Annotated in this window: 23 protein-coding genes; 17 read left to right on the top strand and 6 right to left on the bottom strand. The window is 58.3% G+C overall.

Features of this window, described 5'->3' with window-relative positions; genetic code table 11:
• The first annotated feature begins 131 nt into the window (after window positions 1–131).
• Complete coding sequence (locus JUI81_RS13595) at window positions 132–1,595, top strand: glyceraldehyde-3-phosphate dehydrogenase (RefSeq protein ID WP_026331975.1); 1,464 nt, start codon at window positions 132–134, stop codon at window positions 1,593–1,595.
• A gap of 99 nt (window positions 1,596–1,694) precedes the next feature.
• Here the strand turns inward: JUI81_RS13595 and JUI81_RS13590 are convergent, their stop codons facing one another.
• The 3 genes from JUI81_RS13590 to JUI81_RS13580 all read right to left on the bottom strand — a co-directional run bounded on the left by JUI81_RS13590 (window position 1,695) and on the right by JUI81_RS13580 (window position 3,932).
• A complete protein-coding gene (locus tag JUI81_RS13590; protein WP_019582840.1) occupies window positions 1,695–2,384 on the bottom strand; it encodes an endonuclease in 690 nt (229 codons plus the stop codon).
• Window positions 2,385–2,388: 4 nt separating this feature from the next.
• The gene (locus tag JUI81_RS13585; RefSeq protein ID WP_204124459.1) at window positions 2,389–2,679 is read right to left on the bottom strand and encodes a DUF1654 domain-containing protein; all 291 of its coding nucleotides are present in this window, start codon (window positions 2,677–2,679) and stop codon (window positions 2,389–2,391) included.
• A 164-nt stretch (window positions 2,680–2,843) separates the two neighbouring features.
• Complete coding sequence (locus tag JUI81_RS13580; RefSeq protein WP_019582839.1) at window positions 2,844–3,932, bottom strand: asparaginase; 1,089 nt, start codon at window positions 3,930–3,932, stop codon at window positions 2,844–2,846.
• 334 nt (window positions 3,933–4,266) lie between these two features.
• Between JUI81_RS13580 and JUI81_RS13575 the strand changes: the two genes are divergently transcribed.
• The 8 genes from JUI81_RS13575 to JUI81_RS13540 all read left to right on the top strand — a co-directional run bounded on the left by JUI81_RS13575 (window position 4,267) and on the right by JUI81_RS13540 (window position 11,896).
• Window positions 4,267–4,716, top strand: coding sequence for a hypothetical protein (locus JUI81_RS13575; RefSeq protein WP_204124458.1), 450 nt, complete (start codon window positions 4,267–4,269; stop codon window positions 4,714–4,716).
• A gap of 175 nt (window positions 4,717–4,891) precedes the next feature.
• Window positions 4,892–5,848, top strand: coding sequence for a sugar ABC transporter substrate-binding protein (locus JUI81_RS13570; RefSeq protein WP_019582837.1), 957 nt, complete (start codon window positions 4,892–4,894; stop codon window positions 5,846–5,848).
• Between the two features lie 56 nt (window positions 5,849–5,904).
• Window positions 5,905–7,458 (top strand): sugar ABC transporter ATP-binding protein, encoded by a 1,554-nt coding sequence (locus tag JUI81_RS13565; RefSeq protein ID WP_019582836.1) that lies wholly within the window; start codon window positions 5,905–5,907, stop codon window positions 7,456–7,458.
• Window positions 7,455–8,432 carry an ABC transporter permease gene (locus JUI81_RS13560; protein WP_007940220.1) on the top strand — a complete coding sequence of 326 codons (978 nt, stop codon included), beginning with the start codon at window positions 7,455–7,457 and terminating at the stop codon, window positions 8,430–8,432. Before JUI81_RS13565 ends, JUI81_RS13560 begins: the two co-directional genes overlap by 4 nt.
• Window positions 8,433–8,435: 3 nt before the next feature.
• Window positions 8,436–9,455, top strand: a complete 1,020-nt coding sequence (locus JUI81_RS13555; RefSeq protein ID WP_019649606.1) for a LacI family DNA-binding transcriptional regulator — start codon at window positions 8,436–8,438, stop codon at window positions 9,453–9,455.
• 60 nt (window positions 9,456–9,515) lie between these two features.
• Window positions 9,516–10,433 carry a ribokinase gene (rbsK, locus tag JUI81_RS13550; protein ID WP_204124457.1) on the top strand — a complete coding sequence of 306 codons (918 nt, stop codon included), beginning with the start codon at window positions 9,516–9,518 and terminating at the stop codon, window positions 10,431–10,433.
• Window positions 10,430–10,834, top strand: coding sequence for a D-ribose pyranase (rbsD, locus tag JUI81_RS13545; protein WP_019582833.1), 405 nt, complete (start codon window positions 10,430–10,432; stop codon window positions 10,832–10,834). Before rbsK ends, rbsD begins: the two co-directional genes overlap by 4 nt.
• Before the next feature lie 33 nt (window positions 10,835–10,867).
• Window positions 10,868–11,896, top strand: a complete 1,029-nt coding sequence (locus JUI81_RS13540) for a nucleoside hydrolase (RefSeq protein ID WP_204124456.1) — start codon at window positions 10,868–10,870, stop codon at window positions 11,894–11,896.
• 38 nt (window positions 11,897–11,934) lie between these two features.
• On the opposite strand, the gene JUI81_RS13535 is transcribed toward JUI81_RS13540, so the two are convergent.
• Window positions 11,935–12,141, bottom strand: a complete 207-nt coding sequence (locus JUI81_RS13535) for a hypothetical protein (protein WP_019582831.1) — start codon at window positions 12,139–12,141, stop codon at window positions 11,935–11,937.
• Between the two features lie 132 nt (window positions 12,142–12,273).
• Between JUI81_RS13535 and JUI81_RS13530 the strand changes: the two genes are divergently transcribed.
• Both JUI81_RS13530 and JUI81_RS13525 read left to right on the top strand, forming a co-directional pair.
• Complete coding sequence (locus JUI81_RS13530; protein WP_018930280.1) at window positions 12,274–12,579, top strand: hypothetical protein; 306 nt, start codon at window positions 12,274–12,276, stop codon at window positions 12,577–12,579.
• Between the two features lie 166 nt (window positions 12,580–12,745).
• Window positions 12,746–13,063 (top strand): I78 family peptidase inhibitor, encoded by a 318-nt coding sequence (locus JUI81_RS13525; protein WP_019582830.1) that lies wholly within the window; start codon window positions 12,746–12,748, stop codon window positions 13,061–13,063.
• A gap of 71 nt (window positions 13,064–13,134) precedes the next feature.
• Here JUI81_RS13525 and JUI81_RS13520 read toward each other — a convergent pair whose 3' ends face one another.
• Together JUI81_RS13520 and JUI81_RS13515 are read right to left on the bottom strand one after the other, a co-directional pair.
• Window positions 13,135–13,347, bottom strand: coding sequence for a cold-shock protein (locus JUI81_RS13520; protein ID WP_003179963.1), 213 nt, complete (start codon window positions 13,345–13,347; stop codon window positions 13,135–13,137).
• 290 nt (window positions 13,348–13,637) lie between these two features.
• Window positions 13,638–13,940 (bottom strand): hypothetical protein, encoded by a 303-nt coding sequence (locus JUI81_RS13515; protein WP_018930277.1) that lies wholly within the window; start codon window positions 13,938–13,940, stop codon window positions 13,638–13,640.
• Between the two features lie 373 nt (window positions 13,941–14,313).
• On the opposite strand from JUI81_RS13515, the gene thrS reads away from it, so the two are divergent.
• From thrS to pheT, 6 genes are all read left to right on the top strand, one after another.
• Window positions 14,314–16,236, top strand: a complete 1,923-nt coding sequence (thrS, locus tag JUI81_RS13510; RefSeq protein ID WP_007940231.1) for a threonine--tRNA ligase — start codon at window positions 14,314–14,316, stop codon at window positions 16,234–16,236.
• Window positions 16,236–16,787 carry a translation initiation factor IF-3 gene (gene infC, locus JUI81_RS13505; protein WP_172435341.1) on the top strand — a complete coding sequence of 184 codons (552 nt, stop codon included), beginning with the start codon at window positions 16,236–16,238 and terminating at the stop codon, window positions 16,785–16,787. The genes thrS and infC overlap by 1 nt, the downstream gene beginning before the upstream one ends.
• A gap of 60 nt (window positions 16,788–16,847) precedes the next feature.
• Complete coding sequence (gene rpmI / locus JUI81_RS13500) at window positions 16,848–17,042, top strand: 50S ribosomal protein L35 (protein ID WP_002553160.1); 195 nt, start codon at window positions 16,848–16,850, stop codon at window positions 17,040–17,042.
• A 28-nt stretch (window positions 17,043–17,070) separates the two neighbouring features.
• Window positions 17,071–17,427: a 50S ribosomal protein L20 gene (gene rplT / locus JUI81_RS13495; protein WP_007905879.1), complete on the top strand. Its 357-nt coding sequence runs from the start codon at window positions 17,071–17,073 to the stop codon at window positions 17,425–17,427.
• Between the two features lie 109 nt (window positions 17,428–17,536).
• Complete coding sequence (gene pheS / locus JUI81_RS13490; RefSeq protein ID WP_007940232.1) at window positions 17,537–18,553, top strand: phenylalanine--tRNA ligase subunit alpha; 1,017 nt, start codon at window positions 17,537–17,539, stop codon at window positions 18,551–18,553.
• 26 nt (window positions 18,554–18,579) lie between these two features.
• Window positions 18,580–20,961 (top strand): phenylalanine--tRNA ligase subunit beta, encoded by a 2,382-nt coding sequence (pheT, locus tag JUI81_RS13485; protein ID WP_028939817.1) that lies wholly within the window; start codon window positions 18,580–18,582, stop codon window positions 20,959–20,961.
• Window positions 20,962–20,963 lie beyond the last annotated feature (2 nt).

The following is a 20,963-nucleotide window of genomic DNA, read 5'->3' as shown; positions in this document are numbered from 1 at the left end:
GCCCCGTATTTACTGGGCTGGCGCGGGGCGTGATTTTTTTGAACGGAATTTTGTTACCGCTCGTGCGACAGGCGCGCATTGCTACGGGAGGCTCTCGGCGGCATAATGTAGCCCCTTTTTTCTGCCCCTACATGTGGAAGGTTACCGTGACTCAGAAGCCCGACCAGTGTCTTGGTGAATGGATCGACCGTGAAGCACTCGCAGAAGCGATGATTCCGCTTATCGGTCAGCTTTACCGCAATAACAACGTGGTGAGCTCGATCTATGGCCGCAGTCTGATCAACCAGTCTGTCATCGCGATTCTCAAAGCTCACCGCTTTGCTCGCCATCGCCAGTCCGATGACAGCGAATTGTCCGTCCACGAAACATTCCCGCTGCTCAAGGCAATGAGCGAGCTCAAGCTCGGCGCTGCTTCGGTAGACCTGGGCAAGTTGGCCGTCAAGTTCAAGGCCGAAGGCAATGGCCGTACCGCCGAAGCGTTCGTCCGTGACGAACTGGCTGATGTGGTCGGAAAGCAGAATGGTTCCGGTCGTACCGGCACCGACGTTGTCCTGTACGGCTTCGGTCGTATCGGTCGTCTGCTGGCGCGCATCCTGATCGAGAAAACCGGTGGTGGCGACGGCCTGCGTCTGCGTGCCATCGTTGTCCGCAAGGGCGCCGAGAACGATCTGGTCAAGCGTGCCAGCCTGCTGCGTCGCGACTCGGTGCACGGTTCGTTCAACGGCACCATCACCATCGATGAAGCCAACAACACCATCACCGCTAACGGCAACCTGATCCAGGTTATCTACGCGAAGAACCCGACTGAAGTGGACTACACCCAGTACGGCATCAAAAACGCGCTGCTGGTGGACAACACCGGTGTATGGCGTGACGCCGACGGCCTGGGCCAGCACCTGGCCTGCCCGGGTATCGACCGCGTTGTTCTGACCGCGCCTGGCAAAGGCAAGCTGAAGAACATCGTTCACGGTATCAACCACGGTGAAATCACCGCTGACGACAAGATCGTTTCTGCCGCTTCCTGCACCACCAACGCCATCGTGCCGGTGCTGAAAGCGGTCAACGACAAGTTCGGCATCGTCAACGGTCACGTTGAAACGGTTCACTCGTACACCAACGACCAGAACCTGATCGACAACTTCCACAAAGGCAATCGTCGTGGCCGTAGCGCCGCGTTGAACATGGTGATCACCGAGACCGGTGCTGCCACTGCTGCCGCCAAGGCGCTGCCTGAACTGGCCGGCAAGCTGACCGGTAACGCGATTCGCGTTCCGACGCCAAACGTGTCGATGGCCATTCTCAACCTGAACCTTGAGAAAGCCACCACCCGTGAAGAGATGAACGAGTACCTGCGCTACATGGCGCTACACTCCGATCTGCATAAGCAAATCGACTTCGTCAACTCGCAGGAAGTGGTTTCCACCGACTTCGTGGGCTCGCGCCACGCAGGCGTAGTGGACGCTGAAGCGACCATCTGCAACGACAACCGCGTTGTTCTGTACGTTTGGTACGACAACGAGTTCGGTTACAGCTGCCAGGTAGTTCGCGTGATGGAAGACATGGCCGGTGTAAACCCGCCAGCATTCCCGCGCTAAGCCTTAGCCGCACATGAAAACGCCCCGACTTCGGTCGGGGCGTTTTTGTTTGGGCGCCTGGCGAGGGCGCAATCTGCCGGGGAAAGTCCTGGCAGCCGGTTAGCCGCAGGCCTTCATGTCTACTGGCCCGACAAACTCATTGCCGCGGCCCATCACGCACGCCACGCTCTGATTGCGCTGACGTTCCCAGGCCTGAACCGGGTAGGTCTTGTTCCAGGCTTCGTACAATTGCCGATCCTGTTTCGACAGGCGCAAGCCGTACTGTTTGCTCATGTAGAAATACGTTCGGGCGATCATGCCGCGAATGGAAGGCCGGGGCATGACCTTCTTCGCCTTGAAGTCGACCTGAGTCAGGCATGAGCCATATTGACCCGATTGCACGGGTAGCCAGCCGAAACTGAAATTGCTCCGATCGCCATTCACTTCGCCGATGCTGGGCACCAGATTGTGCAGGTCGGCCTCAGCTTTTTGATAGGTTGGGTCGTAGCGCGTGCAGTTCTTGCGACCTCCCTGTTGCCAGCACTGACGCTGATGGCCGATCTGCCAGGCCGGGACAATGTGTTCCCACTCGATGCGCGAGGCGCGCTTGGCGTTTTTGCGTGGCACATAACCACAGGCGGCGAGGTTCACGCGGTTGCCGGTGTATTTGCAGCCGCAATAAAACTCGGTGGATTGCGGAGCGTACAACTTCCAGGCGACTTTCTTGGCTTCGTTGAAGGTGCGTGGGGCGCCAGCCTGGGCACCAAGGGTGATGAGCAGAAACAGCAAGGCAAACCAGCGGACGCTCATTAACTCAATCTTCCTTCGGCACAACCCAGAAAATCTGCACGCCGCCATCGTCGCGATGGGCGAGGGTGACGTTGTCGTTCTCGTCGATTTCTTCGAGCAAACGCTCCCACTCATCCACGGGCTCGTCCGGAAGACGGAAGATCAGTGCAGTTTTGGCTTTCTGGGCGGTGGGGGAATTGATGATTTTCTGAACGCGCATACCCAGGCGTTCGTAAGCGTCAGGAGAGGCGGAGGTAGTGGCCACGGAGTTATCCTTATTAAGCTGTACGTGCATACAGTATTTAACTGTAGGCATTTTCGCAACTGCTTAAAATTCAAGAAAGTCCTCTGACAGTGGTTTTTTCCGTTCGGTGTAGGACGAAGGGAGATTCTTTATCGGAAAGACATCGTGAACCACTCGCCAGGACTGGCGAGTGGTGACAGCGGTGCCCGACCGCGAACGGGTCGGGCGAGGGCGTATCAGTACTCCCAGAACATCCGTTGCAGCTCTTTGCTGTCGTTGGTCTTGGTCAGTGCGACCATGGCCAGGATGCGGGCTTTTTGCGGGTTCAGGTCGTTGGCCACAACCCAGTCGTACTTGTCGTCAGGTTGTTCGGCGTTACGCAGGACGAAACCACCGGCGTTGACGTGGGAAGAGCGAATGATTTGCACGCCGTCCTTGCGCAAGGCCTGCAGGGCAGGGACCACGCGGGATGAGACCGAGCCATTACCGGTGCCGGCATGGATGATGGCTTTGGCGCCTGATTGAGCCAGGGCTTTGTAGGCGGTGTCGCTGACATTGCCATAGGAGTAGGCAATTTCCACGTCAGGCAGGCTCTTGATGGTTTTGATGTCGAATTCCGAGTCCATGGTGTGGCGCTTGGCCGGCAGGCGGAACCAGTAGGATTTTCCTTCGACCACCATGCCCAGCGGGCCCCAGGCGCTTTTGAACGCCTCGGTCTTGATGTTGATCATTTTGCTGACATCGCGACCCGACTGGATTTCATCGTTCATGGTCACCAGTACACCTTTGCCGCGCGCGTCTTTGCTGCTGGCCACGGCGACGGCGTTGTACAGGTTCAGCATGCCGTCGGCCGACATGGCAGTGCCTGGGCGCATGGAGCCGACGACGATAATCGGCTTGTCGGTTTTTTCCACCAGGTTCAGGAAGTAAGCGGTTTCTTCCAGGGTGTCGGTACCGTGGGTGATGACAATGCCATCGACGTCTTTGCTGTCGGCCAGTTCAGCCACTCGACGTCCCAGTTGCAGCAGGTTGTCGTTGGTGATGCTTTCGGATGCGATCTGCATGACTTGTTCGCCGCGAACATTGGCCAATTGGCTCAGTTCCGGAACTCCTGCGATCAATTGTTCGATGCCGACTTTCGCCGCTTGGTAGGTGGCACTGTTGGCGGCGCTGGCGCCCGCGCCGGCAATGGTGCCGCCGGTGGCCAGGATCACCACGTTCGCCAGTTTCTGTCGGGTTTCGACTTCTTTTGCCTGAAGAGCGGTAGGCAGAAGCATAAGCAGGGCCAAAGCGCCCGGAATAAAAGTGTTGAAGGCAGATTTCATTATTGTTTTCTCTAGTAGTGAGACGGTGCAGATGCAGGTTCATCTAGAAGCGCCCCAAGCAGATCTGAACGCCGGGGGTGGAGAGGAAGAGCAGGATCTGTACCAGTCGGGCGCTGGAGAGGGTGATCTTTTAACCTGATGATTTTTATCAATATTGTTGCCGTGGCTGGCGATACTTCGCGCCTGGCTGTCCGGGTTTCCGAATATGTTCAGCTTTTATGTTCGGCTCACCGACCTTCATTGAGAAGGTCGCCTTGCAAAATCAAAAATCGGTGCTAAAGAAAACCCCGCGCAGGTCGATGCTCCTTTAAAGGATCTTTTTTCAGGAGTTCACATGTCGTTTACTGTCGGTTTTGCAAATGCGGGTGCAATCACTATCGGGGGCAAGTCCCCGGCGACCATCAACGACTTGAGTGAAGCGACATCCGACGCCTCGACCCAGGCGCTGGGTGAAGAGCAGGGCGACGACAAGCAGGTCAGAACCGGTGGCGGCGCGGCGGCTCAGAGCGAAAGCAAATCCGAGAAAACCAGCAGTCAGAGTATTGCGGTGCAGGTATTGCTCAAGCGCATGCAGGAACTGCAGCAGCAACTGCGCGAACAACAGCAACAACTGGCGGCCGCTCAGGCAGCGAATTATCCGACCCCGGAAGCCAAGGCCACGGCTGTCATGACGATCCAGGGGCAAATCGCCGATACCAGTGCTGCGCTCGCGCAAGTGACAGGCAATCTGGTCAAGGAGCTGGCCAAGGATTCCAGCGGCGGTTTGGTCAACACCACGGCGTGAGGCAAAACGGGTTGGCATTTGCCTACCGAGACACAGAACGGGGCGTTGACAAATCTCGGCAGGGTTCGCATAGTTCGGTCTACGCAAACGTTTGCGCGGTCGCCGTCGATGGGTTGATCCATTGATGATCCAGCGTAAGCGTTGCCAAGAATAATCATAAGATCGGAGTGAACCCATGAAGCTGCCATTCGCTGGACGTCTTCTCGCTGTCGCTATGCTGGCTGCCGCATCCGCCGCGTTGCCTGTCTCTTCGGCATTCGCCGCAACCCCTGAAAAACCTAAAGTCGCGCTGGTCATGAAATCCTTGGCCAACGAGTTCTTCCTGACCATGGAAGACGGCGCCAAGGCCTACCAGAAAGACCACTCCGGCGACTTCGAGCTGATCTCCAACGGCATCAAGGACGAAACGGACACGGCCGGCCAGACGCGCATCGTCGAGCAAATGATCCTGTCCAAGGTCAACGCACTGGTCATCGCTCCGGCAGACTCCAAGGCCATGGTCCCGGTCATCAAGAAAGCAGTCGATGCCGGTATCACCGTGATCAACATCGATAACCAGCTGGACCCGGCTGTCGTCAAAAGCAAAAACATCACCGTTCCATTCGTAGGCCCGGACAACCGCAAAGGCGCGCGCCTGGTGGGTGAATACCTGGCCAAGCAACTGAAGGCCGGTGACGAAGTCGGCATCATCGAAGGCGTTTCCACCACCACCAACGCCCAGCAGCGCACTGCCGGCTTCAAGGATGCGATGGAGGCGGCGCAGATCAAAGTCGTGTCCCTGCAGTCCGGTGATTGGGAAATCGACAAGGGCGGCAAGGTGGCCTCGTCGATGCTCAGCGAATACCCGAACATCAAGGCCCTGCTGGCCGGCAACGACAGCATGGCGGTCGGCGCGGTCTCTGCCGTGCGTGCCGCCGGTAAGGCCGGCAAGGTGCAAGTGGTCGGTTACGACAACATCAATGCGATCAAGCCAATGCTCAAGGACGGTCGCGTCCTGGCCACCGCCGACCAGTTTGCTGCCCGGCAAGCAGTGTTCGGCATCGAGACCGCGCTGAAAATCATCAAAGGCGAGAAAGTCGATAGCGGCGCCAACGGCGTCATCGAAACTCCGGTAGAGCTGGTTACCAAGTAGTCTTTCTGGCGACACAACGGTGCTCGCCCCTTGGGGCGGGCGCATGGAGAGTTTTTATGTCAGTTTCCGCCCCGAACGCTGTCCTCTCGGTCAGCGGTATCGGTAAGACCTACGCTCAACCTGTCCTGACCGGCATCGACCTGACGCTGATGCGCGGCGAAGTGCTGGCGCTGACCGGCGAGAATGGTGCCGGCAAAAGTACGCTGTCGAAAATCATTGGCGGGCTGGTCGCGCCGACCACCGGCCAGATGCGATTCCAGGGTCAGGATTACTGCCCCGGCAGCCGCAGCCAGGCTGAAAAGCTGGGCGTGCGCATGGTCATGCAAGAACTCAATCTGTTGCCGACATTGTCGGTGGCGGAAAACCTGTTCCTCGACAACCTGCCCAGCCTCGGTGGCTGGATCAGCCGCAAGCAACTGCGCAGGGCGGCGATCGAGGCCATGGCTCAGGTCGGCCTCGACGCCATCGATCCGGACACCCTGGTCGGTGAGCTGGGTATCGGTCACCAGCAGATGGTGGAAATCGCCCGCAACCTGATCGGCGATTGCCATGTGCTGATCCTCGACGAGCCGACCGCGATGCTGACGGCCCGTGAAGTTGAAATGCTCTTCGAGCAGATCACTCGCCTGCAGGCGCGCGGCGTGGCGATCATCTACATTTCCCACCGCCTCGAAGAACTGGCACGGGTGGCCCAGCGCATCGCGGTATTGCGCGACGGCAACCTGGTCTGTGTCGAGCCGATGGCCAATTACAACAGCGAGCAACTGGTCACCCTGATGGTCGGCCGTGAGCTGGGCGAGCACATCGACATGGGCCCGCGCAATATCGGTGCCCCGGCCTTGACGGTCAAAGGGCTGACCCGTTCCGACAAGGTTCGCGATGTGTCCTTCGAAGTGCGCGCCGGCGAGATCTTCGGGATCTCCGGTTTGATCGGGGCAGGGCGCACCGAATTGCTGCGCCTGATCTTCGGTGCCGATACAGCCGACAGCGGCACCGTTGCGCTGGGGTCGCCGGCTCAGGTGGTGGATATTCGTTCACCGGCCGACGCGGTCGGTCATGGCATCGCGCTGATCACCGAAGATCGCAAGGGCGAGGGCCTGCTGCTGACGCAATCTATCAGCGCCAATATTGCCCTGGGCAATATGCCGGTGATTTCCAGCGGCGGCTTCGTCAACAACGGTGACGAGATGTCGCTGGCCCAGCGTCAGATCGACGCCATGCGCATTCGCAGTTCCAGCCCGACGCAATTGGTCTCGGAATTGTCCGGCGGCAATCAGCAGAAAGTGGTGATCGGCCGTTGGCTCGAGCGCGACTGCGCGGTGATGCTGTTCGACGAGCCGACCCGAGGAATCGACGTCGGCGCCAAGTTCGACATCTATACATTGCTCGGTGAGTTGACCCGTCAGGGCAAAGCGCTGGTGGTGGTATCCAGCGACCTGCGCGAACTGATGCTGATCTGTGACCGCATTGGCGTGCTGTCGGCAGGGCGTCTGATCGACACCTTCGAGCGTGACAGCTGGACCCAGGATGATTTGCTTGCCGCCGCGTTCGCCGGCTATCAAAAACGTGATGCGTTGCTCAACGAAGCAGCGCCTAGGGATCTTCCATGAATACTGCAACTCTGGTCGGCAAACGTAGTGGCAATTTTTACGGCCTCGGCACTTACCTGGGCCTGGCCGGTGCCTTGCTGGCGATGGTCGCGCTGTTCTCTGTGTTGAGCAGCCATTTCCTGTCTTACGACACCTTCAGCACCCTGGCCAACCAGATTCCCGATCTGATGGTGCTGGCGGTCGGCATGACCTTCGTATTGATCATCGGCGGAATCGATTTGTCGGTGGGTTCGGTGCTGGCGCTGGCGGCGTCGACAGTCAGCGTGGCGATTCTCGGCTGGGGCTGGAGCGTGCTGCCGGCGGCGTTGCTGGGAATGGGCGCCGCGGCACTGGCGGGCACCATCACCGGTTCAATTACCGTGGCCTGGCGGATTCCGTCGTTCATCGTGTCCCTCGGTGTGCTGGAAATGGCGCGGGGCCTGGCATACCAGATGACCGGTTCGCGCACCGCCTATATCGGTGATGCCTTCGCCTGGCTGTCCAACCCGATCGCGTTCGGCATCTCGCCGTCGTTCATCATTGCCTTGCTGATTATCTTCATCGCCCAGGCTGTGCTGACGCGTACGGTGTTCGGTCGTTACCTGATCGGCATCGGCACCAATGAAGAGGCGGTACGTCTGGCGGGGATCAATCCGAAGCCCTACAAGATCCTGGTGTTCAGCCTGATGGGGCTGTTGGCCGGTATCGCTGCGTTGTTTCAGATTTCTCGCCTGGAAGCGGCGGACCCGAATGCCGGCTCCGGTCTGGAGCTGCAAGTGATCGCCGCGGTGGTGATCGGCGGTACCAGCCTGATGGGCGGGCGCGGTTCGGTGATCAGCACCTTCTTCGGTGTGTTGATCATTTCCGTACTGGCGGCGGGTCTGGCGCAGATCGGCGCGACCGAGCCAACCAAGCGCATCATTACCGGTGCGGTTATCGTGGTGGCGGTGGTGCTCGATACCTATCGCAGTCAGCGCGCAAGCCGGCGGACCTGAGTCATGGCAACGATCAAGGATGTAGCGGCACTCGCGGGCATTTCCTACACCACGGTTTCCCATGTGGTGAACAAGACGCGGCCAGTCAGTGAGGAAGTACGGATCAAGGTCGAGGCGGCAATCAAAAGCCTCGACTACGTGCCCAGCGCCGTGGCTCGCTCGTTGAAGGCGAAAACCACCGCGACCATCGGGCTGCTGGTGCCCAACAGCCTCAACCCGTACTTCGCCGAGCTGGCCCGTGGCATCGAGGATTACTGCGAGCGCAATGGCTATTGCGTCATTCTCTGCAATTCCGATGACAACCTGGACAAGCAGCGCAGCTACCTTCGCGTGCTGCTGGAAAAACGCATCGACGGCTTGATCGTAGCGTCTGCCGGTGGTGACAGCAGCCTGGCCGAAGGCCTGACGGGCGTGCGTACGCCGATGGTGATCGTCGACCGTGACCTGGAGGGTGTCGATGCGGACCTGGTGCGCATCGATCACGAATACGGCGCCTATCTGGCGACCCGGCACTTGCTGGAGTTGGGGCATCGGGACATCGCCACGATTGGCGGGCCGGCGAGTACCAGCGTGGCGCAGATGCGTCTGGCCGGTTATTGCCGGGCGTTGAAAGAGGCGGGTGTCGAGGTGCCGCGCGAGCGCATGCTGGAAAGCGACTTCACCAGCACCGGCGGTTACAACGCCGCCGCGATCCTGCTGGAAAAGAACCCGCCCAGCGCGATCTTCGCCGGCAACGACATGATCGGCATCGGTGTGTTGCGTGCGGCTGCCGAGCGCAATATTCGTGTGCCCACCGAGCTGTCGGTGATCGGATTCGACGATATCCAGATGAGTCGTTACGTCTATCCGGCGTTGACCACCGTGGGCCAGTCAATCCTGCAACTTGGCGAGATGGCGGCCGAGGTGTTGCTGCGCCGGATCGCCGCGCCGGATCTGGCGACCGATCAGCGCATCGTGACGCCCAGTATTGTCCTGCGCGAATCGACCGCGCCGCTGGCCGGTGTGTTTGCCCAATATCGCTGAGCCGAAAGCACCGCTAAACAAAAAAAGCACCGCTGAAATCGAATTGATGAGTAAAGATGTATGCCAGCAAAAGTAGTGGTAATAGGCAGCCTGAACATGGACCTGGTGACCCGGGCGCCACGGCTGCCCCGTGGTGGTGAAACGCTGATCGGCCAGTCATTTGCCACGGTTTCCGGCGGCAAGGGTGCGAACCAGGCCGTGGCCGCGGCGCGGCTGGGAGCGCAGGTGTCGATGGTCGGTTGTGTCGGCAGCGATGCTTATGGCGAAGCGCTGCGCGGAGCGCTGTTGGCCGAGCGTATCGATTGCCAGGCCGTCAGTACGGTCGAGGATTCCAGCGGCGTGGCGTTGATCGTGGTCGATGACAACAGTCAGAACGCGATCGTGATTGTTGCCGGTGCCAACGGCGCGCTGACCCCTGAGGTGATCGACCGTTTCGACAACGTATTGCAGATGGCAGATGTCATCATCTGTCAGCTGGAAGTGCCGGATGCCACAGTCGGCCATGCTTTGAAACGCGGTCGTGAGCTGGGCAAGACCGTGATCCTCAATCCGGCACCGGCCAGTCGCCCGTTACCGGCGGATTGGTATGCGGCCATTGATTACCTGATTCCCAACGAAAGCGAAGCGTCGGCCTTGAGCGGTTTGCCGGTGGATTCACTGAGTACTGCCGAAGCTGCCGCGACCCGCTTGATCGCCATGGGCGCCGGTAAGGTGATCATCACCCTTGGTGCTCAGGGATCGCTGTTCGCCAATGGCACACGCTTCGAGCATTTCCCGGCACCGAAAGTGAAGGCGGTCGATACCACCGCGGCTGGCGACACGTTTGTCGGTGGTTTCGCAGCGGCCCTGGCGGCCGGCAAAAGCGAGGCCGAGGCGATCCGTTTCGGTCAGGTCGCCGCTGCGCTGTCGGTCACCCGGGCCGGCGCGCAACCTTCGATTCCTACCTTGTCCGACGTTCAGGCATTTAAAGCACCATGAAAAAGACACCTTTGCTCAACGTTGCGTTGTCGCGGCTGATCGCGTCCCTGGGTCATGGCGATACTGTCGTGATCGGCGATGCCGGCCTGCCGGTTCCGCCCGGCGTTGAATTGATTGACCTGGCCTTGACCCACGGCATTCCGGATTTCATCAGTACCTTGAAGGTCGTGCTCAGCGAAATGCAGGTCGAAAGCCATGTGCTGGCCCATGAAATTCTGGACAAAAAACCGTCGGCCTTGAGCACGCTGGATGAACTGAATGCCGACGGTGCGCTGGGCCGGCGTGAACTGCTCAGCCATGACCAATTCAAAGCGCTCAGCCGACAGGCACGGGCGATTGTTCGTACAGGCGAATGTCAGCCGTACTGCAACATCATTTTGGTGGCTGGCGTAACGTTCTAACTTTCCGTTCTTCCCACGCACAAGGAGTGCGCTATGCATCGCTATGCCCAGAAACTGCATCACCTGCTTCGGAGTCTGCTGCTTTTGTCCCTGATTACCGCAACAAGCGCCCACGCGGCGGAAAAGATCGACTTGATCATCGACACCGATCCGGGTGCTGACGACGTGGTCGCCTTGCTGTTTGCCCTGGCCTCGCCGGAAGAGCTGAACATTCGTGCGCTGACCACCGTCGCTGGCAACGTGCGTCTGGACAAGACTTCGCGTAATGCGCGTCTGGCCCGCGAATGGGCGGGCCGCGAAGAAGTGCCTGTTTACGCGGGTGCACCGAAACCGCTGATGCGCACGCCGATCTATGCCGAGAACATCCACGGCAAGGAAGGTCTGTCGGGCGTCACCGTGCACGAGCCGAAGAAAGGCCTGGCCAAAGGCAATGCGGTCAACTACCTGATCGATACCCTGAAAACCGCCAAGCCCCACAGCATCACCATCGCCATGCTCGGCCCACAGACCAACCTGGCCCTGGCGCTGATCCAGGAACCTGAAATCGTTCAGGGCATCAAGGAAGTGGTGATCATGGGCGGTGCGCACTTCAACGGCGGCAACATCACCCCGGTGGCCGAATTCAACCTGTTCGCCGACCCACAGGCGGCGGAGGTGGTGCTGAAGAGTGGCGTCAAGCTGACGTATCTGCCTCTGGACGTGACTCACAAGATCCTCACCAGTGAAGCGCGCCTGAAGCAGATCGCTGCACTGAACAACCATGCCAGCAAGCTGGTGGGCGATATTCTCAACGAGTACGTCAAGGGTGACATGGAGCACTATGGTATTCCGGGTGGCCCGGTGCATGACGCCACGGTCATCGCTTACCTGCTCAAGCCGGAACTGTTTACCGGTCGCTCGGTAAATGTGGTGGTCGACAGTCGCGAAGGGCCGACCTTCGGTCAGACAATTGTTGACTGGTATGACGGCCTGAAGGCGCCGAAGAATGCCTTCTGGGTTGAAAATGGCGACGCCCAGGGCTTCTTCGACCTGCTGACCCAGCGCCTGGCTCGCTTGAAGTAATCCAAAGACCCGCAGGTGCCAGCCTGCGGGTTTTTCCGCTACTCGGTATCCGTTACGCCCATGTAGTCGGCAGGGTACCTTTCGAGAACCTGGGTGATGAAGGTCTGGGCGGCCTGCGTCCCCAGTTCCTTGACCAGCAAATCGATACCAATGATTGCCAGCTCTTCCGGAGTGCCCGGGCTGTAAGAGCTGTGACCCTGTGGCCACTTGATTGTGATATTGGCGTCGATGCTTACGGTGGTCATGATGGGGCTCGTGAAGTCGGGAAAGTCTGAGTGTCGAGTTAACCATTTTGCAGGACGTTTGGCACTCCGACTTAGGCATCAGGGGAGGGCTATGCGACACTTGGTCTTTGACGAATTTTCAAGGATTGTGCTGTGCAGATCGATTTGAACACTCCTGACGGCTTGACCCTCGAAGCAGTGCGTCAGCTACTGGCCTCTGCCAGCGACGATGAGCACACCCAGTTGCGGGTCACCAAGGGCGGCATCGCCTACATTTCGTCGGGTGTCGTGGGCGGTACTGATATCGACGGGCTGCGGTTTCGCCTGGAAACATGGGCCAAGGGCTCAGGTTATGTCGGACGGGTCGCAGCCAGCGATGAGGTGTGGGTCATGCAGATCTTCAACGCGCTGAAAGACAACTGGCCGAATCCGCCGTACGACTACATCGACGTCTATTGAACGCTGTTCATATTCAGTGACGATTGCGGGATGAACGTCAGGCTGCTGCTCAGGCAAACTCGCCACTCGTCCAGATCGAGGGCAGGGTGATAGCGCCCGCCTTGAAACCAAACACCAAAATGGCGGTCGCACGATCTCTGCTTAATTTTTGAAAAAAGGAGGCTTCATGCCTTGGAAGCTCGCGTCATTGGGTACGTTGTTGGCCGCCACTCTGCTGGCCGGTTGCAGCAGTACGTCCACCGAGTCGGCAAAGGACCCTGTGGCGACCGATACCGGCCACAGCCGTTGTGAAGCAAAGTCTGCCGAATTCACCATTGGCAAAAAGGCTTCGCCCCAATTGCTGGAGCAGGCACGTACCCGCGCAGGCGCGCAGAATGCCCGGTTCCTCAAGCCTGACGACATGGTGACTCTGGAGTACCGCTCCGATCGCCTGAACCTGAACACCGACAGCAATCTGGTGGTCACCCGCGTCAATTGCGGCTGATTGCTTCAGGTTTTGTTTCACCCATAAAAAACCCCGTCACATGGACGGGGTTTTTTTAGTGCGCCAGAAAATTACTCTGGGCGAACTTGTGCAGCTTGCATACCCTTTTGGCCTTTCTCAGCCACGAAGGAAACGGTTTGGCCTTCTTTCAGGCTTTTGAAACCGTCGCTTTCGATAGCTTTGAAGTGTACGAACAGGTCGTCACCGCCACCTTGAGGAGTGATGAAGCCGAAGCCTTTTTCATCGTTGAACCATTTAACGGTGCCGGTTTGGCGATTAGACATGGTGTATCTCCAAGAAACATATATTTTCAGTAGTACTGTGCTGCTCAGGCCAACTGGGCACACCGGAGTATCATAGTCGAAATGTTCGCTTTGGGAGCCCCCCGGACGTGCTGTTTGCCCTACAGTCGTGTTTTCTTTGCCGCTTCATACGGCTGAAAGCCCCGTTTTAAAAGGCTTTCAGCCAAAAGTAAAGACAATAAAAAAAGCTGCAAAACCTGCATAAATCGTACGAAAAAGCTGAAAACCGTTACTTTTTATCAGCGTTGGGCCGAGTCAAAAGGACTTTTTCCTCACTTTTTCGCCGGTGCATTGGCCTTGCATTTGGCGATCTCGCCCAGTGCCTTCTGTTGCAGTTCCGGGGTGGCCTTGTTGTCCATCAGCGACTGAATATCGCTGGCCGGGTAGGATTTGATCGCGTCGGCGCCACAAGCGCAGTGGGATTTTGCCGCAGCAGCGCCAATCTGAGGGGAAGCCGCCTGTGTGCACTGAGCCATGTACTTCTCGCGCTCACCCTTTGGCCAGTCGGCGTGGGCCGCCAGCGGCAGCAACAGGACGACGGGGGCGACTACTGCGAATAAACGATTCAGACGCATGCTGAGATGCTCCTTTCGGGTCAATGTCTTTTATCTGATGGGTGACACGGGGTTCAAGTTCAGCACTCTGGCACAAAAAAGCCTGATTTGCCCCCGGAGAAAACCTCGGTGCATCGATGACCGTTCATCTGTGCTAGCATGCCTGGCGCGGGTGTTTGCAGGCTCCGGATGACCTTCCGTCCCGGCAGCGGCAAATGCGCGAATAACCCTGATTTGAATCCCAGTCACTCTGGTTCGGTTTTCCGGTTGGCCGCAAGGCTCCTGCCGCTGTAAGGCAGGCGTTCGTCATTGAATGGCCTGGATCGGATCTTGTACTGGCTCATCCCAACCCACGTGACCTTTGGTAGGGGTCACCACTAGGAGAGGAGGCGCCATGCCAACTATTACTCTTCCCGACGGCAGTCAACGTTCATTCGATCACCCGGTTTCCGTAGCCGAGGTCGCCGCATCCATCGGTGCAGGCCTGGCCAAGGCCACCGTAGCCGGCAAGGTCAATGGCAAGCTGGTCGACGCCAGCGACATCATCGACAGCGACTCTTCGCTGCAAATCATTACGCCAAAGGATGAAGAGGGGCTGGAGATCATTCGCCACTCTTGCGCCCACCTGGTTGGCCACGCGGTCAAGCAGCTGTACCCGACGGCCAAGATGGTCATCGGTCCGGTCATCGAAGAAGGCTTCTATTACGATATCGCCTTCGAGCGTCCTTTCACGCCTGACGACCTGGCCGCCATCGAACAGCGCATGCAGCAGCTGATCGAAAAAGATTACGACGTGATCAAGAAAGTCACTCCGCGCGCCGAAGTGATCGAAGTGTTCAAGGCTCGTGGCGAAGACTACAAACTGCGCCTGGTCGAAGACATGCCGAACGAGCAGGCCATGGGTCTGTACTATCACGAAGAATACGTCGACATGTGCCGTGGTCCGCACGTGCCGAACACGCGCTTCCTGAAATCCTTCAAGCTGACCAAACTGTCCGGCGCCTACTGGCGTGGCGATGCCAAGAACGAGCAATTGCAGCGCGTTTACGGCACCGCATGGGCAGACAAGAAGCAGCTGGCGGCTTACATCCAGCGCATCGAAGAAGCTGAAAAACGCGATCACCGCAAGATCGGCAAGCGTCTGGGCCTGTTCCACACCCAGGAAGAGTCGCCGGGCATGGTGTTCTGGCACCCGAACGGCTGGACTCTGTACCAGGTGCTCGAGCAGTACATGCGCAAGGTTCAGCGCGACAACGGTTACCTGGAGATCAAGACTCCACAAGTCGTTGACCGCAGCCTGTGGGAGAAATCCGGGCACTGGGCCAACTACGCCGACAACATGTTCACCACGCAGTCGGAAAACCGCGATTACGCCATCAAGCCGATGAACTGCCCGTGCCACGTGCAGGTGTTCAATCAGGGCCTGAAAAGCTACCGCGAGCTGCCGATGCGTCTGGCCGAGTTCGGTGCCTGCCACCGCAACGAGCCGTCGGGTGCGCTGCACGGCATCATGCGCGTTCGCGCCTTCACTCAGGACGATGCTCACATCTTCTGTACTGAAGAGCAGATGCAGGCCGAATCCGCCGCGTTCATCAAGCTGACCATGGACGTCTATGCCGACTTCGGCTTTAAAGAAGTCGAAATGAAACTGTCCACTCGTCCGGAAAAACGCGTCGGTTCCGACGAGTTGTGGGATCGCGCCGAAGCGGCATTGGCCGCAGCCCTTGATAGTGCGGGCCTGCCGTACGATCTGCAGCCGGGCGAGGGTGCGTTCTACGGTCCGAAGATCGAGTTCTCGCTGAAAGATTGCCTCGGTCGCGTCTGGCAGTGTGGTACCCTTCAGCTCGATTTTAACCTGCCTGTCCGTCTGGGAGCCGAATACGTCTCTGAAGACAACAGTCGCAAGCACCCGGTGATGTTGCACCGGGCGATCCTGGGTTCCTTCGAGCGCTTCGTCGGAATTCTGATCGAGCACTACGAGGGTGCATTCCCTGCGTGGCTGGCGCCGACCCAGGCAGTGATTATGAATATCACTGATAAACAAGCCGATTTTGCCGCCGAGGTTGAAAAAACTCTCAACGAAAGCGGATTTCGTGCCAAGTCTGACTTGAGAAATGAAAAGATCGGCTTTAAAATCCGCGAGCATACTTTGCTCAAGGTTCCCTATCTCTTGGTTATCGGAGATCGGGAAGTCGAGATGCAGACTGTCGCTGTGCGTACTCGTGAAGGTGCTGACCTGGGCTCGATGCCCGTCGCCCAGTTCGCTGAGTTTCTCGCGCAAGCGGTTTCCCGGCGTGGTCGCCCAGATTCGGAGTAATTATTATTAAGCGTGAAATGAGACAAGATAAACGAGCTGCACCGAAAGCCCCGATCAACGAGAATATCTCGGCACGCGAGGTTCGGTTAATTGGGGCTGAAGGTGAACAGCTTGGGATTGTGTCAATTGAAGACGCGCTTCTTAAGGCTGAAGAGGCCAAACTGGATTTGGTGGAAATTTCCGCCGATGCAGTACCCCCTGTTTGCAAACTGATGGACTACGGCAAATCGATCTTCGAAAAGAAGAAGCAGATTGCCGCGGCCAAGAAAAACCAGAAGCAGATTCAGGTTAAAGAAATCAAGTTTCGTCCAGGGACGGAGGAAGGGGATTACCAGGTAAAACTGCGCAACCTGGTACGTTTCCTGAGTGACGGGGACAGGGCCAAGGTATCCTTGCGATTCCGCGGCCGTGAGATGGCCCACCAGGAGCTGGGGATGGAACTCCTCAAGCGAGTTGAAGGTGACTTGCTCGAGTACGGTTCGGTCGAACAGCATCCTAAGATGGAAGGACGCCAGCTGATCATGGTCATCGCCCCGAAAAAGAAGAAGTAATCAACAGGGCACGGCAGGCCTTCTGATTATGTTTATCAACTGAATGCGGAGTATCCGAACATGCCAAAAATGAAAACGAAAAGTGGTGCTGCTAAGCGGTTTTTGAAAACTGCTAACGGTATCAAGCACAAGCACGCTTTCAAGAGCCACATCCTGACTAAAATGTCGACCAAGCGTAAGCGTCAACTGCGCGGTAGCAGCTTGCTGCATCCGTCTGACGTGGCAAAAGTCGAGCGCATGCTGCGCCTTCGTTAATTTTAGTCAAGAATAGAGGAAGTAACTCATGGCTCGTGTAAAGCGTGGCGTCATTGCCCGTAAACGTCACAAAAAAATTCTGAAACTTGCTAAAGGCTACTACGGCGCTCGCTCGCGCGTATTCCGTGTTGCCAAGCAAGCGGTAATCAAGGCAGGCCAATACGCCTACCGTGACCGTCGTCAGAAAAAACGTCAGTTCCGCGCTCTGTGGATCGCTCGTATCAACGCTGGTGCACGTATCAACGGTCTGTCCTACAGCCGTTTCATCGCCGGCCTGAAAAAAGCGTCCATCGAGATCGACCGTAAGGTTCTGGCTGATCTGGCAGTGAACGAAAAAGCGGCGTTTGCTGCGATTGTCGAGAAAGCTAAAGCCACCTTGGCTTAAGTACCCCCGACAGTCACCCGGCCTCACCTCTGTGGGGCCAGGTGTTAAACGTCATAAATAGGGGAAGAGCCTTCAAGCTCTTCCCCTATTTTGTATCTGGAGTCTGTACATGGAAAACCTGGATGCGCTCGTCTCTCAAGCACTAGAGGCTGTGCAAAGCGCTGAAGATATCAATGCCCTGGAGCAAATCCGGGTTCACTACCTTGGCAAAAAGGGTGAATTGACTCAGGTGATGAAGACCCTGGGGAATTTGCCGGCAGAAGAGCGTCCGCAAGTCGGCGCGCTGATCAACGTTGCCAAGGAGCGTGTCACAGAGGTTCTCAATGCGCGCAAGGCGTTGTTCGAGGAGGCCGATCTTGCGGCCAAGCTCGCCGCCGAATCCATTGACGTGACCCTGCCTGGCCGCGGCCAGACCTCAGGCGGTCTGCATCCGGTTACCCGGACTCTGGAACGTATCGAGCAGTTCTTCACCCACATTGGCTACGGCATCGCCGAAGGCCCTGAGGTCGAAGACGATTACCACAACTTCGAAGCGCTCAACATCCCAGGCCATCACCCGGCTCGGTCGATGCATGACACCTTCTATTTCAATGCCAACATGTTGCTGCGCACCCATACCTCGCCGGTACAGGTCCGCACCATGGAATCGAAACAGCCGCCGATCCGCATCGTCTGCCCAGGCCGTGTGTACCGCAGTGACTCCGATATCACCCACTCGCCGATGTTCCACCAGGTCGAAGGCTTGCTGGTCGACCGCGATATCAACTTCGCCGACCTGAAAGGGACCATCGAAGAGTTCCTGCGCGTGTTCTTCGAAAAAGAACTGGCCGTGCGTTTCCGTCCTTCGTACTTCCCGTTCACCGAGCCATCCGCCGAAGTCGACATGGAATGCGTGATGTGCAGCGGTAAAGGCTGCCGTGTCTGCAAACAGACTGGCTGGCTGGAAGTCATGGGCTGCGGCATGGTTCACCCGAACGTGCTGCGTATGTCCGGGATCGACCCGGAAGAGTTTTCGGGCTTTGCCTTCGGCATGGGCGTTGAGCGTCTGGCCATGCTGCGTTACGGCGTGAACGACTTGCGTCTGTTCTTCGACAACGACTTGCGGTTCCTCGCGCAATTTCGCTAGTCGTAACGAATTCTTAGGAGAGCAGGATGAAATTCAGTGAACAATGGCTGCGTGGCTGGGTAAGCCCGCAGGTAAATCGCGACGAGCTGGTTGCTCGTCTGTCGATGGCCGGCCTTGAGGTCGATAGCGTTACGCCGGCCGCCGGTGAATTCAGTGGTGTGGTAGTGGGCGAGGTGCTGAGCACCGAGCAACACCCAGACGCCGACAAGCTGCGCGTTTGCCAGGTCAGCAGTGGCGCGGAGACCTTCCAGGTTGTGTGCGGTGCGCCAAACGTGCGCCCGGGCCTGAAGATCCCGTTCGCCATGATCGGTGCCGAACTGCCAGGCGATTTCAAAATCAAGAAAGCCAAGCTGCGTGGCGTTGAATCCAACGGCATGCTGTGCTCCCAGGCTGAGCTGCAAATTGGCGAAGGCAACGACGGCCTGATGGAATTGCCGGCCGATGCGCCGGTCGGTCAGGACATTCGTGAATACTTGAACCTGGAAGACGCCAGCATCGAGGTCGACCTGACCCCGAACCGCGGTGACTGCCTGTCTCTGGCCGGTCTGGCCCGCGAAGTCGGTGCGCTTTATGCTGCCCCGGTGGTGCGCCCGGCCATTGCCAGCGTTCCTGCCGTGCACGACGAAGTGCGTTCGATCGAAGTACTGGCGCCGAACGCTTGCCCGCGTTACCTAGGTCGCGTGATCCGTAACGTTGACCTGTCCAAGCCTACGCCGCTGTGGATGGTCGAGCGCCTGCGTCGCGCCGACGTGCGCAGCATCGACGCCGCCGTCGACATCACCAACTACGTGATGCTGGAACTGGGCCAACCGCTGCACGCATTCGATCTCGCCGAAATCAATGGCGGCATCCGCGTGCGCATGGCCGAAGATGGCGAGAAGCTGGTGCTGCTCGACGGTCAGGAAGTCAGCCTGCGTAGCGATACGCTGGTGATCGCCGACCACACCCGCGCCTTGGCTATCGCCGGCGTCATGGGGGGCGAGCACAGCGGCGTCAACACCGCGACCACCCGCGATATTTTCCTGGAAAGCGCGTTCTTCGACCAGATTGCCGTCGCTGGCAAGGCCCGTTCCTATGGCCTGCACACTGACGCTTCGCACCGCTACGAGCGCGGCGTGGACTGGAAGCTGGCCCGTGAAGCCATGGAGCGCGCCACTGGCCTGCTGCTGGAAATCACCGGTGGCGAAGCCGGCCCGATCGTCGAAACCGTCAGCGAGCAGCATCTGCCGTCGATCGCACCGATCACCCTGCGTGCCCAACGCATCACCCAGATGCTGGGCATGGAAATGGATTCGGCCGAAGTCGAGCGTCTGCTCAGCGCTTTGGGCCTGACCATTACTGCCGATGGGGCAGGGCAGTGGCGCGTTGAAGTGCCAAGCTTCCGTTTCGATATCAGCCTGGAAGTCGATCTGATCGAAGAGCTGGCCCGTCTGTACGGCTACAACCGTCTGCCGGTTCGCTACCCGCAAGCCCGTCTGGCACCACAAGCCAAGGCTGAAGCGCGCAGCGATCTGCCTGAGCTGCGTCGTCTGCTGGTGGCCCGTGGTTATCAGGAAGCGATCACCTACAGCTTCATCGATCCGAAACAGTTCGAGTTGTTTAATCCGGGTGTCGAGCCGCTGCTGCTGGCCAACCCGATTTCCAACGACATGGCGGCCATGCGTTCGTCCCTGTGGCCGGGCCTGGTCAAGGCGCTTCAGCACAACCTGAACCGCCAGCAGGATCGTGTCCGCCTGTTCGAAAGCGGCCTGCGTTTTGTCGGTCAGCTGGAAGGTCTGAAGCAAGAGCCGATGCTGGCTGGTGTGGTGTGCGGTAGCCGTCTGCCGGAAGGCTGGGCGCAAGGTCGCGATGTCGTGGATTTCTTCGACGTCAAAGCCGATGTAGAAGCAGTGCTGGGTTTCGCCGGTGCACTGGATGCGTTCACGTTTGTGCCGGGTAAACACCCAGCGTTGCATCCGGGTCAAACCGCACGCGTCGAGCGTGATGGTCGCCTGGTCGGCTACGTCGGTGCCATCCACCCTGAATTGTCGAAAACCCTCGGTCTCGACCGTCCGGTCTTCGTTTTCGAGCTGGTTCTGGCCGAAGTGGCTTCGGGCAAAATGCCAAAATTCAGCGAGTTGTCGCGCTTTCCTGAAGTGCGTCGTGACTTGGCATTGATTGCGGCCACGGACGTGCCGGCCACTGCTGTGCTGGATGTAATCCGTGAAAATGCAGGCGAATGGCTCACGGACCTCAGGCTATTTGACGTGTATCAGGGTAAAGGCATTGATCCTGATAGAAAAAGCCTTGCGGTCGGCTTGACCTGGCAGCATCCATCGCGCACTCTTAATGACGATGAGGTGAATACCGCAACGCAAAACATCCTCACCTCGCTCGAACAAAGGTTGAACGCCACGTTAAGGAAGTGACG

Source organism: Pseudomonas sp. 008 (assembly GCF_016861935.1).
Taxonomy (GTDB): domain Bacteria; phylum Pseudomonadota; class Gammaproteobacteria; order Pseudomonadales; family Pseudomonadaceae; genus Aquipseudomonas.
Note: the sequence above shows the minus strand (reverse complement) of the source record. Positions and strands in the feature narration are given on the sequence as shown.

Coding starts and splice junctions, on each gene's coding strand:
- JUI81_RS13525 (WP_019582830.1), top strand. CDS start 12,746: ATGCCTTGGAAGCTCGCGTCATTGGGTACGTTGTTGGCCGCCACTCTG.
- rbsK (WP_204124457.1), top strand. CDS start 9,516: ATGCCAGCAAAAGTAGTGGTAATAGGCAGCCTGAACATGGACCTGGTG.
- JUI81_RS13535 (WP_019582831.1), bottom strand. CDS start 12,141: ATGACCACCGTAAGCATCGACGCCAATATCACAATCAAGTGGCCACAG.
- JUI81_RS13520 (WP_003179963.1), bottom strand. CDS start 13,347: ATGTCTAATCGCCAAACCGGCACCGTTAAATGGTTCAACGATGAAAAA.
- JUI81_RS13565 (WP_019582836.1), top strand. CDS start 5,905: ATGTCAGTTTCCGCCCCGAACGCTGTCCTCTCGGTCAGCGGTATCGGT.
- JUI81_RS13515 (WP_018930277.1), bottom strand. CDS start 13,940: ATGCGTCTGAATCGTTTATTCGCAGTAGTCGCCCCCGTCGTCCTGTTG.
- JUI81_RS13585 (WP_204124459.1), bottom strand. CDS start 2,679: ATGCCTACAGTTAAATACTGTATGCACGTACAGCTTAATAAGGATAAC.
- pheT (WP_028939817.1), top strand. CDS start 18,580: ATGAAATTCAGTGAACAATGGCTGCGTGGCTGGGTAAGCCCGCAGGTA.
- JUI81_RS13575 (WP_204124458.1), top strand. CDS start 4,267: ATGTCGTTTACTGTCGGTTTTGCAAATGCGGGTGCAATCACTATCGGG.
- JUI81_RS13555 (WP_019649606.1), top strand. CDS start 8,436: ATGGCAACGATCAAGGATGTAGCGGCACTCGCGGGCATTTCCTACACC.
- JUI81_RS13560 (WP_007940220.1), top strand. CDS start 7,455: ATGAATACTGCAACTCTGGTCGGCAAACGTAGTGGCAATTTTTACGGC.
- JUI81_RS13570 (WP_019582837.1), top strand. CDS start 4,892: ATGAAGCTGCCATTCGCTGGACGTCTTCTCGCTGTCGCTATGCTGGCT.
- JUI81_RS13580 (WP_019582839.1), bottom strand. CDS start 3,932: ATGAAATCTGCCTTCAACACTTTTATTCCGGGCGCTTTGGCCCTGCTT.
- rplT (WP_007905879.1), top strand. CDS start 17,071: ATGGCTCGTGTAAAGCGTGGCGTCATTGCCCGTAAACGTCACAAAAAA.
- JUI81_RS13595 (WP_026331975.1), top strand. CDS start 132: ATGTGGAAGGTTACCGTGACTCAGAAGCCCGACCAGTGTCTTGGTGAA.
- JUI81_RS13590 (WP_019582840.1), bottom strand. CDS start 2,384: ATGAGCGTCCGCTGGTTTGCCTTGCTGTTTCTGCTCATCACCCTTGGT.
- JUI81_RS13540 (WP_204124456.1), top strand. CDS start 10,868: ATGCATCGCTATGCCCAGAAACTGCATCACCTGCTTCGGAGTCTGCTG.
- thrS (WP_007940231.1), top strand. CDS start 14,314: ATGCCAACTATTACTCTTCCCGACGGCAGTCAACGTTCATTCGATCAC.
- rbsD (WP_019582833.1), top strand. CDS start 10,430: ATGAAAAAGACACCTTTGCTCAACGTTGCGTTGTCGCGGCTGATCGCG.
- pheS (WP_007940232.1), top strand. CDS start 17,537: ATGGAAAACCTGGATGCGCTCGTCTCTCAAGCACTAGAGGCTGTGCAA.
- rpmI (WP_002553160.1), top strand. CDS start 16,848: ATGCCAAAAATGAAAACGAAAAGTGGTGCTGCTAAGCGGTTTTTGAAA.